Origin of the sequence: Kitasatospora sp. NPDC086801, assembly GCF_044745805.1 — a bacterium.
Taxonomy (GTDB): domain Bacteria; phylum Actinomycetota; class Actinomycetes; order Streptomycetales; family Streptomycetaceae; genus Kitasatospora.
In genome coordinates this window covers 444,073-459,790 of record NZ_JBIVAX010000001.1, presented here as the reverse complement: position 1 = coordinate 459,790, position 15,718 = coordinate 444,073, and the positions used below count along the sequence as shown (strand labels likewise).

Genomic DNA, 15,718 nt, shown 5'->3' with positions numbered 1-15,718 from the left:
CGGCCCAGGAGACGAACGAGACGGTGAAGTAGTGGCGATCAAGAAGTCGGACCTGTACAGCTCACTCTGGCGCAGCTGCGACGAGCTTCGTGGAGGCATGGACGCCTCCCAGTACAAGGACTACATCCTGACCTTGCTGTTCGTGAAGTACGTGACAGACAAGCATGCATCCGATCCAAACTCGCTGATCGACGTTCCGTCCGGCGGCTCTTTCAACGACATGGTTGCCCTCAAGGGTGACAAGGAAATCGGCGAGAAGATCAATACCATCATTGGCAGACTCGCTGAGGCCAACGATCTGGAGAAGGTCATCGATCTGGCCGACTTCGACGACGAGGAGAAGCTCGGCAAGGGCAAGGAGATGCAGGACCGCCTTTCCAAACTCGTGGCGATCTTCGCAGACCTGGACTTCCGTGGCTCCCGGGCGGAAGGCGACGATCTGCTTGGCGACGCGTATGAGTACCTCATGCGCCACTTCGCCACGGAGTCCGGGAAATCCAAGGGCCAGTTCTATACCCCCGCCGAGGTGTCTCGGATCCTGGCGAAGATTATTGGTATTGGACCAGAGACGCGCCAGGACGAGACCGTCTACGACCCTACCTGTGGCTCCGGGTCACTCCTGCTAAAGGTCGCCGATGAGGCTCCACGGGGAATCACTATCTACGGCCAGGAGAAGGACAACGCTACCTGGGCGCTGTCCAAGATGAACATGATTCTCCATGGCAACGAGGTCGCAGATATTCAAAAGGGCGACACGATCACCAACCCGCAGTTCACCAAGGGTAGCGAACTGCGCACCTTCGACTTTGCAGTGGCTAATCCACCATTTTCGGTCAAGTCGTGGAACAATGGACTTGAGCACGACTACGGGCGGTTTGAATTCGGCATGCCGCCGGAGAAGAATGGCGATTACGCCTTCTTGCTGCACATTCTGAAGTCGCTCAAGAGCACCGGCAAGGCCGCAGTTATTCTCCCGCACGGGGTGCTATTCCGGGGCAATGCCGAGGCGACCATCCGCAAGCAGCTCCTTCGCCGTGGCTACATCAAGGGAGTCATCGGTCTTCCGGCCAATCTCTTCTACGGCACGGGCATCCCAGCCTGCATCATGGTGCTCGACAAGGAAAACGCCCAGTCGCGCACCGGAGTCTTTATTATTGACGCCTCCAAGGGATTCATGAAGGACGGCAATAAGAATCGCCTTCGCAGCCAGGATATTCACAAAATCGTAGACGTCTTCAATCGGCAGACTGAGATTGATCGCTACTCGCGCATGGTTCCACTTGCCGAGATCGCTGATCCCAAGAACGACCACAACCTGAACATTCCGCGCTACATCGACTCGTCCGAGCCTGAGGACATCCAAGACCTTCAAGCTCACCTGAACGGGGGAATCCCGGAGCGGGACCTCAACGCCCTAAGTCGCTACTGGGATGCCTTCCCAAGCCTTCGGGCAACGCTGTTCACACCGAATCGCCCCGGTTACAGTGACCTGGCTATCGAGGTGAAGGACGTGCAGCAGGCTGTCCTCGACTCTGAAGAGTTCAAGGAGTTCGCCAGCAAGGTGGACGCCAAGGTGATCGATTGGTTTGCCGGGCACCGACCGATTCTTCAGGGCATTGGGCCCGACACCAGCCCTCAGGAGCTCATCGCCAACCTGGGCGACGACCTACTAGCTCTCTTCAAGGGCGTCCCGCTTCTCGACGAGTACGACGTCTACGAGCAGCTCATGACGTACTGGCATTGGGTGATGCACGATGATGTCTTCCTCGTCATGAATGAGAACTGGGTCGAAGCCGCCAAGCCCCGCCCAGCACGCATTTTGGGGTATGACAAGAACAAAAAGCCAAAATTCGAGGATGCGGATTTCCAGTTCGGAACGGGTTCCTCAGCAAAGCGATATGTGATGGACCTGATCCCACCCGCTCTCGTGATTGCTCGCTATTTCGCTGAAGAGCAAGCGGCCGTCGACGTTCTTAACGCCGCAGCCGAAGGCATGGCACGTGCCGTCGAAGAGTACATCGAAGAGCACTCCGTCGAGGATGGACTCCTCGCAGAGGCAATCGACGACAACGGAAAAGTCACGCTCAAGTCAGCTTCGGCGTGCCTGGAGCTGGCCATGTCCCGTCGGGACTTGGAAACCACCGAGGCAGCGAATCACATTCTTCGCTTGCTCAGGAAGGAGGCTTCCGCCAAAAAGGCTGCCAGGGACGCCAGGATCGCCCTCAACTGGACGGCCCTTGAGAAGTACGATGACCTGGCGGAACCTGACATCAAGCAGCTCGTGCTCGACGACAAGTGGCGCTCAGCCATCACTACCCGCACGGCTAACGAAGTCAACTCGTTGACACTCTATCTCGTTGACCGCATCCAGGAGCTCGGCGAGCGTTATGCTGAGACCGTTGGAAACCTTGATGCGCAGCTGGCAAAGCTGGAAAGTCACGTCGCTCAGCATCTTGCAAGCATGGGGGTCAAGTGAATCCGCAAGACTGGACAACCGTCCGTCTGAGCGACGTCGCAGCGTTTTCGGGAGGAACGACTCCTTCGCGATCCAGGCAAGCTGATTATTTCGATCTCGGCACCCATTCTTGGGTGAAGACCATGGATCTAAATAATTGGCACATCTCGTCAACGAGCGAATCAGTAACCGAAAAGGCGATCACTGAAACGAGCCTCAAGATCCATCCCGCTGGGACGGTTCTTGTTGCAATGTACGGTGGATTTCAACAGATCGGCAGGACTGGAATCCTCAGTCGTCCAGCTGCGGTAAACCAGGCGATCACGGCAATTTATCCGAATCGCCGGAGGCTAGTACCCGACTACCTTCTTCATGCTCTCAACTTCCACGTGGACTACTGGAAGACGGTTGCGAGCAGCAGCAGAAAAGACCCGAATATCACGAGTGGCGATGTTAGGGAGTTCCCCCTTCCTCTTCCACCCACTCGAGAAGAGCAGACGGCAATCGCTGAAGCTCTCAATGATATCGAATTTCTGATCTCCGGCCTTGATCGGCAAGTCGTTAAGAAGCAGTCGATCAAGCAAGGCATGATGCAGCAGCTTCTAGGCGACAGAGCTTGCCTGTGGCCCCGCTCCCGTTTGTCTGACCTGATCGATGGATTGGAAGCCGGCGTTAGCGTTCGCTCGTCTGAGTACGCTGTCCATGGAGTCGCAGTTCTGAAGACGTCGGCAGTTGGTGGCGGCCGATTCGATCCGACCGAAGCCAAACCAGTATTGCCGGTAGATATTGGGCGGGTGCGCTGTAATCCTGCGGCGGGCAGCTTGCTCATTAGCCGCATGAACACTCCCGCTTTGGTCGGCCAGGTCTGCTATGTGGAACACGATTACGCTAACTTGTACCTTCCTGATCGGCTTTGGCTGGCTCGCCCCAAGCGAGGCGGACTAGCAAGTATGCGCTGGCTTTGCTACTACCTGAGTTCGGAATCTGGCTCACGTGCGGTCCGTGAACTTGCAACAGGAACCAGTGGCAGTATGAAGAATATCCCCAAAGAAAGACTGTTGGCTCTCGAAATCCCCATTCCTTCACCTGAAGAGCAAGATCGAATTGCTAGGGCGTTGCTTGATGCGGATCGCGCTATCGAGGTGCTTTGTAGTCGACTATCCAAGGCGCGAGATGTCAAGCAGGGCATGATGCAGGAGCTTCTGACTGGCCGTACCCGGCTCACGGTATAAGGAGGGCACGGCATGAGCAATGTCGGCCAGGCCGAGCGCAAGACTCAGGACCGCGTGGTGGATTTGTTCCGGCACTCGCTCGGCTACGATTACTGCGGCAACTGGGAGTACCGCGGGAACAACGCCAACATCGAGGTCGACATGCTCGCGCTGAACCTGCGAGCGCGCGGGTACACCGAGCCGCTCATCAAGAAGGCGGTCGACAAGCTGAAGAGCGATGCGTCGCTCGGAGGCGGCCGCGGCTTGTATGAAGCGAATCGTGACGTCTACGGTCTTCTGCGCTACGGCGTGAAGGTCAAGCCTGGCACAGGAGAGCACAACGAGACGGTCTGGCTCATCGACTGGAAGAACCCCGAAGCGAATCATTTCGCCCTCGCTGAAGAGGTCACGGTCCTCAGCCAGCACACAAAGCGACCGGACGTTGTGCTATATGTCAACGGCATCGCTCTCGTGACGCTGGAGCTCAAGCGCTCGAAGGTGGCTGTCACGGAGGGCGTCCGCCAGACCATCGGTAACCAGCAGAAGGAGTTCATCCGCTCCTTTTTCACGACGGTTCAGCTTGTCATGGCTGGGAACGACGTCGAGGGGCTGCGCTACGGCGTTATTGATACACCGGAGAAGTACTGGCTTTCATGGCGCGAGCCTTCCGAGATCACCGAGCCGCTCGATCGTGGTCTGACCCAGCTGTGCTCCAAGGGACGCCTCCTGGAGCTGATCCACGACTTCATGGTCTTCGATGCCGGCACCAAGAAGACCTGTCGCCATAACCAGTACTTCGGTGTCAAGGCAGTTCAGGAGCGCATCGCCAAGCGCGAAGGCGGGATCATCTGGCATACCCAGGGGTCTGGTAAGTCTCTGACTATGGTGTGGCTCGCCAAGTGGATCCGCGAGAATCAGCATGATCCGAGAGTTCTGCTCATCACCGACCGAACAGAGCTCGACGATCAGATCGAGAAGGTGTTCGCCGGGGTCAACGAGTCGATCCACCGCACCAAGAGCAGTGCCGACCTGCTCGCAACCCTTAACGCGTCCGAGGAGTGGCTCATCTGCTCCCTCGTCCACAAGTTCCGTGGGTCAGATGACGACAAGGCTCGCGACCAGGCCAACAGCGACTTCCTTCGCGAACTGAACTCGCAGATCCCCAAGGGCTTCCGCGCTAAGGGCAACCTCTTCATCTTCGTCGACGAGGCGCACCGCACCCAGTCAGGCAAGATGCACGACGCCATGAAGCAGCTGATGCCCGGAGCCATGTTCATCGGCTTCACCGGCACGCCGCTGCTCAAGGCGGACAAGGCCACCAGCATCGAGACTTTCGGCAGCTTCATCCACACTTACAAGTTCGACGAAGCTGTCGCGGACGGCGTTGTGCTCGACTTGCGCTACGAAGCCCGCAACATTGACCAGGACCTGACGTCGCCAGCCAAGGTTGACAAGTGGTTCGATGCCAAAACCCGAGGCATGACCGATCTGACCCGTGCTGAGCTGAAGAAGCGCTGGGGCACTATGCAGAAGGTCGTCTCGTCTGAGCCTCGTGCGAGGCAGATCGTCGACGACATCTTGCTCGACATGGAGACCAAGCCCCGCCTCATGGATGGCCGTGGCAACGCCATCCTGGTCGGATCGAGCATCTACCAGGCCTGCAAGTTCTACGAGCTGTTCACGAGGGCCGGCTTTAAAGGCAAGTGCGCCATCGTGACCAGCTACACCCCGCAGGCCAGCGACATCGCCAAGGAAGACTCTGGCGCCGGAGCGACTGAACGGCTACGGCAATACGAGATCTACCGTCAGATGTTGGCCGACCACTTTGACGAGTCGGCCGACCAGGCGATGACGAAGGTCGAGCAGTTCGAGAAGGAGGTTAAGAGGCGGTTCATCGAGCAGCCTGGACAGATGCGGTTGCTCATCGTCGTAGACAAGCTGCTGACTGGCTTCGATGCACCCAGCGCGACGTACCTCTACATCGACAAGAAGATGCAGAACCACGGTCTGTTCCAAGCCATCTGCCGGGTGAACCGCCTTGACGGTGACGATAAGGACTACGGCTACGTCGTCGACTACCGGGACCTCTTCAACTCGCTTGAGACCGCCATCACCGACTACACCAGCGGCGTCCTGGACGGTTACGAGAAGGCGGACATCGAGGGGCTGTTGTCTGACCGCATCGAGAAGGCGCGGGAGGACTTGGACGAGGCCCTGGAAAAGATCCGGGCTCTCTGCGAAACGGTCGAGCCCCCGAAGGATACCCTGCAATACCAGCGGTACTTCTGCGCCAGGGAGCAGGGCAACGCCGAGCAACTCAAGGCCAACGAGCCCAAGCGAGTCGAGCTGTACAAGGGGGTGGCGGCGTTGGTCCGCGCCTTCGGCGCGCTAGCCAACGACATGGCCGCCGCGGGATACAGCGACGCAGAGGCAATGGCGATCAAGTATGAGATCGCGCACTATGCCAACGTCCGCGACGAGGTGAAGCTTGGGGCGGGCGAAGATGTCGACTTCAAGCAGTATGAGGCTGGTATGCGTCACCTGCTCGACACGTACATCAGTGCTGAGCCGTCTGAGGTCGTGTCCGACTTTAAGGACACCGGACTCATCCAGCTCATCGTGCAGCTCGGCGCCAAGGCAGTCGACAAGCTGCCCACGGGCATCAAACGCGACCCCGACGCTGTGGCCGAGACGATCGTCAACAACATCCGCAAGGTCATTGTCGACGAGCGCGCCATGAACCCGAAGTACTACGACAAGATGTCCGAACTCCTGGACGCCATACTTGACGAGCGCCGGCAAGACGCCATCGACTACAAAGCTCATCTGGCAAGGCTCCTGGAGCATGCCGAGAAGGTCGGCAAGGGCGAGTCTGATACGGTCTACCCGGATTGGGTAAACAACGGTGCCCAGCGTGCGCTGGTCGACTTCTTTTCCCCTGCCACCGAGCTGGCCCGCGACGTCGACCAGGTGGTCTTGAGTACCAAGCCAGACTCCTGGGTCGGAAGCGCCATGAAGGAGAAGAAGATCAGGCGCGCGCTCAAGCAGAGCCTGCCAGCGGACTTCGGTCAGCTGGACGAGCTATTTGATCTCGTAAAGGCCCGAAATGAGTATCACTAGCGCTCACTTGACCGTTCGCGGTATCGCCATCGATATCGTCTACAAGAACATCAAGAACCTTCATATTGGCGTCTACCCGCCTATGGGAAGGGTGCGCGTAGCCGCGCCGCTTCGACTGGATGACGAACAGGTGCGCCTGGCCGTCATCCAGCGCCTCGCGTGGATCAAGAAACAACGTGAGCAGCTGCGGTCCGTGGAGCGTCAGTCGCAGCGCGGGATGACCACCGGTGAATCCCACTATATATGGGGACAGCGCTACCGGTTGAAGGTAGTCGAGCGGCCTGGGCGAGCCCATGTCGAGGTGGAGTCGGGGCGCCTTCTTATGTATGTGCCACCAGGTAGCAACTCGGACACCAGGAGTCAGTTGCTTCAGCGGTGGCAGCGGGAACAGTTGCGGCTCCGGGTCCCGGCGCTCATCGCGAAGTGGGAGCCAGTTATCGAGCGCGATGTGTCACGGTTGACTATCCGCCGTATGAAGACGAAATGGGGTTCGTGCAGTCGGGAATCGGGGCACATCTCGCTCAACCTTGAACTCGCCAAGAAGCATCCTGACTGCCTTGAGTACGTCATCGTCCATGAGATGACTCACCTGCACGAACGCAGCCACGGCCAGCGATTTATCGCTCTATTGGATAAGTACATGCCCACCTGGCGCGCGCGACGTGACCAACTGAATGAATCGCCCCTGGCTGAAGAAGAGTGGAGCTATCCACAGCGGCACTGCTGAGTGTCTGAAGAGTCAGCCAGACGCATCTTGCGTACGAGCACTCAGCAGCGCGGAAATTGCATCAGGTGGCGCAGCCTGGCGTGTGGAGGTTCGCAGCTGCTGTTTGGTTGCGAAGATGTAGTTGTGGAGCGCGACTTGCGGCTTGGGGCGGGTGGCACAGCGCGAGGGGGTGCCCGAGAGTACTGCAGCAGCCAGCCAGTCGCCGTTTCGGGCGCTTCAGATGGCTCCCAGCAGCTATCGCACGGCAACCGCACCCGCGTGCGCAAGCGCAATCAGCCGTGAGGGGCTGCGGCGGTTAGCCGGCTGGGCCGAGCGGTAGCGCGCGGCGAAGGCGTCCCGACATACGGGAAACCCGGCCATGGCATTGCGAACTCAGGACCGTACGGGCGTGCTGGCGTAGGTTGTTGCGTTTGGAGGACATCGACAACTCGACCTGGTCTCCATACTTCGCTTGCTCGAGGGGCTCCGGTGGACAGCCGGTGGACGGACGCCTTTGGACAGTGCGGTACGGGGTGGCACAGTCCAATCTGTCCCACGTGCTCTGAACAGGAAGAGCATCACCAGACGTCATGCGGCGGCACCACTCAACATGAACCGCCGTGATCTCGTAATGCGTAGGTCGCGGGTTCGAATCCCGCAGGCGGCTCAGTAAGTGGAAGGCCCAGGTCATGTGTTCATGACCTGGGCCTTTTGTGTGGGGTGGGGCGGGGCGGGTTATTGGTCGAGGTAGGCGAGGACGGCGAGGACGCGGCGGTTGTCGCCGTCGGTGGGGAGGAGGCCGAGCTTGGTGAAGATGTTGCTGATGTGTTTGGCGACGGCCTTCTCGGTGATGAAGAGGCCTTGGGCGATGCCGGCGTTGGAGCGGCCCTGGGCGAGCCATTCGAGGACTTCGCGTTCGCGGTCGGTGAGGCTGCCGACGTTCTCGTCGCGTTCCTTGCGGATGAGGAGTTGGGAGATGACGTCGGGGTCCATCGCGGTGCCGCCGTCGGCGACGCGGCGGATCGAGTCGAGGAACTGGGAGCCGTTGGTGACGCGGTCCTTGAGCATGTAGCCGACGCCGCGGCCGCCGCTGGCGAGGAGTTCGCGGGCGTAGAGCGGTTCGACGTACTGGGAGAGGAGCAGGACCGGGAGGTCGGGCATGGTGCGGCGGGCGGTGAGGACGGCGCGCAGGCCCTCGTCGGTGAAGTTCGGCGGCAGCCGGACGTCGACGACCGCGACGTCCGGCTGCCGCTCGGTGAGGGCTGCGAGGAGGTCGGCGCCGTTGTCGACGGCGGCCACCACCTCGTGTCCGTAGGCCTGGAGGAGGCGGATCAGGCCGTCCCTCAGGAGGAAGTGGTCTTCGGCGAGGACAATGCGCACGGAAGCTCCATCGTGACCATGGTCGGGCCGTTGACGGGGCTGTTCACGGCCAGGACCCCGTCGAACGTGCTGAGTCGTCGCTCGATGCCGCGCAGGCCGGTGCCCCGGGTGGCGTCGGCGCCGCCGCGGCCGCTGTCGGTCACGGTGATGCGCAGCATGCCGTGATCGTAACGGATGTCGATCCAGGCCCGGTCGGCACCGGAGTGCTTGGCGACGTTGGTGAGGATCTCCGAGATCGCGAAGTAGGCGGCGGACTCGACGGGCATCTCGGGGCGGCCGGGCAGGTCCACGACGACCTCGGTGGGGACCGGGCAGACCATCGCCAACGCGCGCACCGCGTCGGCGAGTCCGCGGTCGGCGAGGACCGGCGGGTGGATGCCGCGGACCAGGTTGCGGATCTCCTCCAGGGCCTTGGAGGAGGACTGGCGGGCCTCGATGAGCAGGGCCCGGACGGCCTCCGGGTTGGTCTCCAGCAGGTGTTCGGCGGCGTCCAGGGTCATGCCCATCGCGACCAGGCGGGCCTGGGCGCCGTCGTGCAGGTCGCGTTCGATCCGCCGGATCTCGGCCATCTGCGTGTCGACGGCGGTGCTGCGGGTGGTGGTGAGGTGCTCGATCCGGCTGGCCATCAGCTCCTGCTCGCTGGGGGCGAGCACGGAGTGGGTGTACAGGGCGTGCTTGCGGACCGCGCGGGGGGCCATCCACAGGGCCAGCGGCAGTTGCAGGACGCCGAGGACGCCGGCGAGCACCGCGGTGGCCTGACCGTCGATCGGGATGAACTGGTACCAGAGGCCGTCCCACTCGGTCGACAGCGGGACGCCGAAGAAGGCCAGGAAGATGCCCCAGAAGCCGCTGAGCAGCACGGCGATCGGCATGAAGGCGAGGAAACCGCCGGCGATCGGGTCGGTGAGCACCCAGGCGAACTCCCGCCGGGTCTGCGGGTCGCTCATGATCCAGCGGTAGCGGGCGACGGCCCCCGAGGCGCCCTCGGGGACGGCCGGCAGGCCGCTGGGCGGGCCGGGGATCCGCACGCCGGACCAGCGCTCGGACAGGCCGCGCTGGCGGGCGGCCAGTGCCCGGACGCGCTCCATGGCCCGCGGCACCAGGCCGAGGCCGGGGCCGACCAGGGAGATCGCGCCGGTGACCCCGAGCGAGCGCCCGAAGGCCGCGATGGACATCCAGCAGAGGGCCAGTGCCCGCCGCAGCCCGGTGAATCCGGCGGGGACGGAGAATCCCCTGATCTCGACCGCCGAGGGGCTTCCCCCGAGCTTCATCGTGCGGTCCATGGCCCGCTCCTCTCTGGTGCCGTTCGCTGTGCCCCGGCCGTGGTGGCCGTGTGACCATTCTGGCGGGGGCGGCGCGGCGAAATCGGTAGTAATAACCCCCCTCTTGCACGACCGGAGGGGGAGGTTCTTCTACCTGGCGGCGGCGGTGACGTCGGCGGGCGGGCTCAGAAGCCGTCCGGGGCGCCCTCGGCGGTGTCGGGGGCGGCGACGAAGAGGGACAGGGTGTCCGCCACGCAGGCCGCGTGCTGCTGGCCCTCGACCTCCACCGTCATCCGGACCGCGGCCAGGTGGCCCATCGGGGTCTCGCGGACGCTGGTGACCTTGGCGCCGCCGCGGACCCGGGCGCCGACCGGGATCGGGCGGGGGAAGCGGACCTTGTCCAGGCCGAAGTTGACGCCGAGTTCGACGTTGTGGATCTCGAAGATCGCGCGCATCATCGCGGGCAGCAGGCCGAGCGTCATGTAGCCGTGGGCGATGGTCCCGCCGAACGGGCCGGTGGCGGCGCGCTCCGGGTCCACGTGGATCCACTGGAGGTCGCCGGTGGCGTCGGCGAACTGGTCGACGCTGTGCTGGGTGACGTCGAGCCATTCGCTGTAGCCGAGGTGCTCCCCGGTCGCCCCGGTGAATTCGGCCAGGCTGGCAAAGGATCTCATGCGGGTGATTCTCGGCGGCCGTCCATGGCGTGGACAAGGCGCCGGGAGGCCGTGGGGCCGTTCGGTCAGCGTGCCGTCAGTTGGCCGTCAGCGCAGGGGCCGCATCGCCGTCGGCGCGGGGGGCGAAAGCCCTGGCCGGACGGCCCGAGGCCCGCCGGCGCCGGGAGCGCGGGCGGGCCTCGGGGGGACGGGAGGGGACGGGACGGGACGGGACGGGACGGGAGGGGAGGGGAGGGGAGGGGAGGGGAGGGGAGGGGAGGGGAGGGCTCAGCCGTAGCGCTTGAGCTCGTGGAAGAAGTCCGGGACGGTGTGCAACTGCCCGGCCGCGAGGACGCGGTCGTGGACGTGCTTGGCGACGGCCATGTCGAGCACGCCGAGGCCGAACGGGGAGAAGATCACCGGCCGGTCGGACGGCGGGGTGATCGCGCCGGTGAGCACGTCGTAGAGCGTGCCGGCGACGAACTCGCGGTGGCCGACCTGCTGTTCGGCCAGGTGCGGCGAGGTGCCCGCCTTCATGCAGTGCTCGATGTCGTCGACGACGTTCCACGACTCGAGGACGATCTCGGGGGAGAGGTCGCGCAGCGAGACGTGCAGCACCAGCGGGTTGTGCGAGAACCACTGCGGGTCCGTCACGTGCGGCTCGCCGGCGACGGTGGCGAAGACCACCAGGTCGCTGGAGCGGATCAGCTCCTCGGCCTTGTCGTGGACGGTGATCTCCACGCCCTCGCCCTCGGCCCGGCGCAGGTACTCGGAGAAGCCCTCGGCGTGCTCGGCGGACAGGTCGTGGACGCCGGCCGCCGTGAAGTCGAAGCCGTTGGCGGCGAGGTAGGTGTGCACGTAGCGGGCGATCAGGCCGACGCCGAAGAAGCCGACCCGGGTCGGGCGCTCGCCGCGGGCGTCGGCGAGCCGGGCCGCCGCGAGGGCCGCGGAGGCGGCGGTGCGCGCCGCGCTGATGATCGAGCTCTCCAGGCAGGCGAACGGGTAGCCGGTCTCGGCGTCGTTGAGGATCAGGACGGCCGAGGCGCGCGGGAGGCCGGCCGCCACGTTCTCCGGGAAGCTGGAGATCCACTTGATGCCGTGCACGCCGACCTCGCCCTTGACGGAGGCGGGCAGCGCGATGATCCGGGAGGACGGGCGGTCGGGGAAGCGCAGGAAGTACGAGTCCGGGTTGACCGTCTGCCCCTCGCCGTGCAGCCGGTACGCGGCCTCGACCGTGGCGACGACCTCGTCCTCGTGCCCGTGGAGGGCCTCGTGCACCTGGGCGCCGGAGACCACGGCGAAGGGAGGTACCTGATTCATGGGAACAGTGCTCCTGGTCGGAGGGGTTGAGGGAAGAACAGGGACCGGCGCTCAGCCGATGCGGGCCAGGCCCTTGGCGCGCTGCCGCGCCCGCCCGCGCGAGACCACCAGCGGGTCCCAGTCCGGGCCGCGGTCGGGCAGCCGGGCGGCGTCGCCGAGCACCGCGCCGCCGAACACCTCGCGCAGCAGCCCGCGGCCGATGATGTCGGAGGCGGCGGCCATGCCGCTGTTCGCGACCGCGGCGATGCCGCTGCCGTAGCGGACGCTCTGGCCGACCACGTACAGGCCCTCGACCTCGGTGCGCACGTCCGGCCGCTGGTTCGAGCCGCCCCAGCTGGCCATGCCGTACGGGGTGCCGCCGGTGGCCCGGATGTAGCGCTCGTGGGTGAGCGGGGTGGCCGTCTCCAGGTGGGTGATGCGCTCCCGGAACGGGCCGATGACCTTCTCGGCGGTGGCCAGCATGACCTCGGTGAGCTGCTGCTTGCGGGCGAGGTAGGCGGCGTTGCGGCGGTAGGGCTCGCCGTCGGCCGGGCCGCCCTCCAGGCCCCAGAACCCGTAGCCGGGCGGCAGGCCCGTCATGAGCTGGAAGTTGCTGTGGCCGGGCGGGCAGACGGCGGCGGCGCCCGGGTCCTTGAGGGAGGCGAAGGAGAAGGTGAGGGCCGGCACCGAGTCCATCGAGCCGTCCCGCGCGTACCGCTCCAGCATGGCGGCGTGCGCGCCCTCCAGGTCGTCGCTGTCGTGCCACCAGATGTTGGCGTTGGGCAGGCCCGGCAGTTTGGTGTCGAGCGCGATGTACACCGAGACGAAGGAGCCTCGCATGGTCGCCGCGCGGGTGCGGGCCACCACCTCGGGGGGGAAGGCGTCCTCGCCGCCGCACAGGTCGAGGACGGTGCGCCGGTAGTCCGCGTTGGAGATGACCAGCGGGGCCGAGATCCGCTGCCCGTCGGTGAGCTCGACGCCGGTGGCGCGCCCGTTCTCGACCAGGATGCGGCGGACGTCGCAGCGGGTGCGCAGTTCGCCGCCGTGCGCCTCCAGAGCCTCGACGAACGCGGCCACCACCGCCTGGCCGCCGCCCTCGGGGTAGTACGCGCCGCGCAGGTAGTGGTCCATCATCGAGGCGTGGTGGGCCAGGCTGATGCCGTCCGGCATGGTGCCGTAGTTGCCGGCCTGCGCCGCGAGCAGGGTGCGCGCCTTGGCGGAGAAGCCGAAGTGGTCCAGGGCGTCGGCGAAGGTGCGGCGGGACCAGCGCATGGTCTGCGGGGACTTGCGGAACAGGTCGACCAGGGACTCGCCGTTCAGGCCGGCGCGGGTCGAGCCGGCCACGTTCTCGGCGAGTTCGAGGAAGCCGTCGATCCGGTCGGCCTCCTCGGGCAGGGCCTGCCGCAGCCGGTCGCGGTAGGCGCCCCAGCCGGCCGGCACGTCGACGGTCGCGGTGGGCGTGATGATCCGGTCGAAGCCCTGCTCGTTGTCCATCGGCCGGAACCGCACCCGGTCCAGGACGCCGAGACCGGCCAGGATCGCCGGGAAGTGCCCGTCGGGGCCGCAGTCGCCGAGGTAGTGCGTGCCGACGTCGAACTCGTACTTCCGCCGGCGGCGGAACACGTGCGCGTTGCCGCCGGCGATGTCGTGCTGTTCGAGGACGAGGACGCTGCGCCCGTCGGCCGCCAGGTAGCCGGCGGTGGTCAGGCCGCCGATGCCGCTGCCGACGACGATCGCGTCGTAGTGGTCGCGCAGCCCCTGGGGCCCCTGCATGCGTGCTCCCATCAGAACGTGCCGCCGCCGTGGATCTCGAAGACCGACCCGCTGATGTAGGCGGCGCGGTCGGAGAGCAGGAAGGAGACCAGGTCGGCCACCTCCTCGGGCTTGCCGGCCCGGCCGAGGGCGACGTTCTTCAGCATCCGCTCCACCGCGGCGTCGGACATGTCGCCGACCATGTCGGTGGCGATCAGGCCCGGTGCGACCACGTTGGCGCGCACGCCGCGCGGGCCGCACTCCTTGGCGAGGGACTTGGTGAAGCCGATGATGCCGGCCTTGGACGCGGCGTAGTTGGCCTGGCCGAGGTTGCCGTAGATGCCGGACACCGAGGACAGGTTGACGATTGATCCGCTGCGGCGCTTGCTCATCGCGAAGGCGGCGGCGCGGCACACGTGGTACACGCCGTCCAGGTTGGTGCGCAGGACCTGGTTCCAGTCGTCCTCCGGCATCAGGATGACCGGGCGGTCCCGGGTGATGCCGGCCGAGGTGACGGCGGCGTCCACCGGGCCGACCTCGCGCTCGGTGCGGTTGAACCAGTCGCGGACCTGCTCGGGGTCGGCCACGTCGCACTGGGTGGCCGTGATCCGGGTGCCGAACTCGCCCGCTTCCTTGGCGAGTTGCTCGGCGGCCTCGGTGTTGGAGCGGTAGCAGAACGCGACGTCGTAGCCGTCCTGGGCCAGGCGCAGCACGATGGCCTTGCCGATGCCCCGGGACCCGCCGCTGACCAGGGCGATCACGCGTGCTCCCCGATGAGTCTCAGGACGGCGCAGCCCACGGCGCCGTCACGGTCGACGGCGGACACCAGGGCGATCCGGCCCCGGGCCGCCGGGTCGGCCTCGGCCACGCCGAGCACCGCCTGGATCTGGAAGGACGCGGAGGCCGCGCTGGTGTCGCCGAGCTGTTCCATGGACGGGACCCGGCCCAGTGCCTCGGCCGGCAGCAGCGCGGTGAGCGCGTCGTACTCGGCCCGGCCGGCCGCGGTGGGCGCGGCGCACGGGACGGCGGCCCACACCTCGTCGGGGGTGACGCCGGCGCGGGCCAGGGCGCGCCGCACGCAGGCGGTGACGGCGGCCTTCGGGTCGTCGTCGATGTCGACGCGGGTCTCCACCGCGAGCACCGCGGCGAGCGCCGGGCGCTGGGCGGTGCCGGCGTGCTCGACCATGAACAGGCCGCAGCCCTCGCCGAGCAGCGGCGAGGAGTCGCCGGCCGCGACGGCGGTGTGCTCGATCCAGGCGTGCGCGGCGGAGAACTCCTCGGCCGAGCCGACCAGGTACTTGGTCGCCCGGCCCTGGCCCATCAGGCGCCGCGCGTAGTTGAGGGCGAGCAGGCCGCTGACCCGGCCGCCGGCGACGGTGGTGTTGGGACCCTTGAGGTCGTGCCGGATGGCGGTGGCGCCGGCGGCGTGGTTGAGGCTGCCGAACGGGATGCGGCCGGCGTCGACGTGGAAGGGCAGCGCGTTGGTGTAGGACTGCTTGAGGAAGTTGGTGACGTTCTCCAGGCTGCCCATCGAGATGCCGAGGACCACACCGGTGCGGTCGTCGGTCTCCACCACCCGGTTGCCGTCGGCGTCCTTGAGCAGGCCGTCGGAGGCGACCAGGGCCAGCGCGGTGAGCCGGTCCATCTTGGCGGTGCCGGTGGGGCCGAGCAGGCCCTTGATGTCGAAGCCGGGCACCAGGCAGACGTCGGGCGACGGCAGCGGGCCGAGCGCGGCGTCCGCCTTGGCGGCGGTCTTGGCGCCGGCGCGCACGCCGGACGCGAAGTCCTGGCGGGTCAGGCCGTACGGCGACACGGCCGACCAGCCGGTGATGACGAGTGTCTCCGGCGGCAGGGCCGCCGGGGTGGCTGCGGTGGTCATC

At 65.4% G+C, this 15,718-nt stretch carries 11 protein-coding genes; 4 read left to right on the top strand and 7 right to left on the bottom strand.

The genetic code is table 11. The features are described 5' to 3' along the window. Nucleotides 1-31: 31 nt before the first annotated feature. From ACIPLC_RS02110 to ACIPLC_RS02095, 4 genes are read left to right on the top strand one after another with little or no spacing between them, the layout of a single operon-like run. Nucleotides 32-2,476, top strand: coding sequence for a type I restriction-modification system subunit M (locus tag ACIPLC_RS02110; RefSeq protein WP_400470001.1), 2,445 nt, complete (start codon nucleotides 32-34; stop codon nucleotides 2,474-2,476). Further along, entirely contained in the window at nucleotides 2,473-3,687 is a 1,215-nt protein-coding gene (locus ACIPLC_RS02105) for a restriction endonuclease subunit S (protein WP_400469998.1), read from the top strand. The genes ACIPLC_RS02110 and ACIPLC_RS02105 overlap by 4 nt, the downstream gene beginning before the upstream one ends. 12 nt (nucleotides 3,688-3,699) lie before the next feature. Next, a complete protein-coding gene (locus ACIPLC_RS02100; RefSeq protein ID WP_400469996.1) occupies nucleotides 3,700-6,786 on the top strand; it encodes a type I restriction endonuclease subunit R in 3,087 nt (1,028 codons plus the stop codon). Nucleotides 6,787-6,793: 7 nt separating this feature from the next. Continuing rightward, nucleotides 6,794-7,513 carry a M48 family metallopeptidase gene (locus tag ACIPLC_RS02095; RefSeq protein ID WP_400469993.1) on the top strand — a complete coding sequence of 240 codons (720 nt, stop codon included), beginning with the start codon at nucleotides 6,794-6,796 and terminating at the stop codon, nucleotides 7,511-7,513. Nucleotides 7,514-8,227: 714 nt separating this feature from the next. Here the strand turns inward: ACIPLC_RS02095 and ACIPLC_RS02090 are convergent. From ACIPLC_RS02090 to ACIPLC_RS02060, 7 genes are all read right to left on the bottom strand, one after another. Beyond that, complete coding sequence (locus tag ACIPLC_RS02090) at nucleotides 8,228-8,872, bottom strand: LuxR C-terminal-related transcriptional regulator (protein WP_400469990.1); 645 nt, start codon at nucleotides 8,870-8,872, stop codon at nucleotides 8,228-8,230. Next, nucleotides 8,836-10,155, bottom strand: coding sequence for a sensor histidine kinase (locus tag ACIPLC_RS02085; RefSeq protein WP_400469987.1), 1,320 nt, complete (start codon nucleotides 10,153-10,155; stop codon nucleotides 8,836-8,838). The genes ACIPLC_RS02090 and ACIPLC_RS02085 overlap by 37 nt, the downstream gene beginning before the upstream one ends. Nucleotides 10,156-10,319: 164 nt before the next feature. Next, nucleotides 10,320-10,808, bottom strand: coding sequence for a MaoC family dehydratase (locus ACIPLC_RS02080; protein WP_400469985.1), 489 nt, complete (start codon nucleotides 10,806-10,808; stop codon nucleotides 10,320-10,322). Nucleotides 10,809-11,075: 267 nt separating this feature from the next. Next, nucleotides 11,076-12,107, bottom strand: coding sequence for a 2,3-diaminopropionate biosynthesis protein SbnB (gene sbnB / locus ACIPLC_RS02075; RefSeq protein ID WP_400469982.1), 1,032 nt, complete (start codon nucleotides 12,105-12,107; stop codon nucleotides 11,076-11,078). A gap of 51 nt (nucleotides 12,108-12,158) precedes the next feature. Next, nucleotides 12,159-13,859 carry a phytoene desaturase family protein gene (locus ACIPLC_RS02070; protein ID WP_400469979.1) on the bottom strand — a complete coding sequence of 567 codons (1,701 nt, stop codon included), beginning with the start codon at nucleotides 13,857-13,859 and terminating at the stop codon, nucleotides 12,159-12,161. Nucleotides 13,860-13,870: 11 nt separating this feature from the next. Then, nucleotides 13,871-14,599 (bottom strand): 3-oxoacyl-ACP reductase FabG, encoded by a 729-nt coding sequence (fabG, locus tag ACIPLC_RS02065; RefSeq protein WP_400469976.1) that lies wholly within the window; start codon nucleotides 14,597-14,599, stop codon nucleotides 13,871-13,873. After that, nucleotides 14,596-15,717, bottom strand: coding sequence for a beta-ketoacyl synthase N-terminal-like domain-containing protein (locus ACIPLC_RS02060; protein WP_400469974.1), 1,122 nt, complete (start codon nucleotides 15,715-15,717; stop codon nucleotides 14,596-14,598). The genes fabG and ACIPLC_RS02060 overlap by 4 nt, the downstream gene beginning before the upstream one ends. Nucleotide 15,718 lies beyond the last annotated feature (1 nt).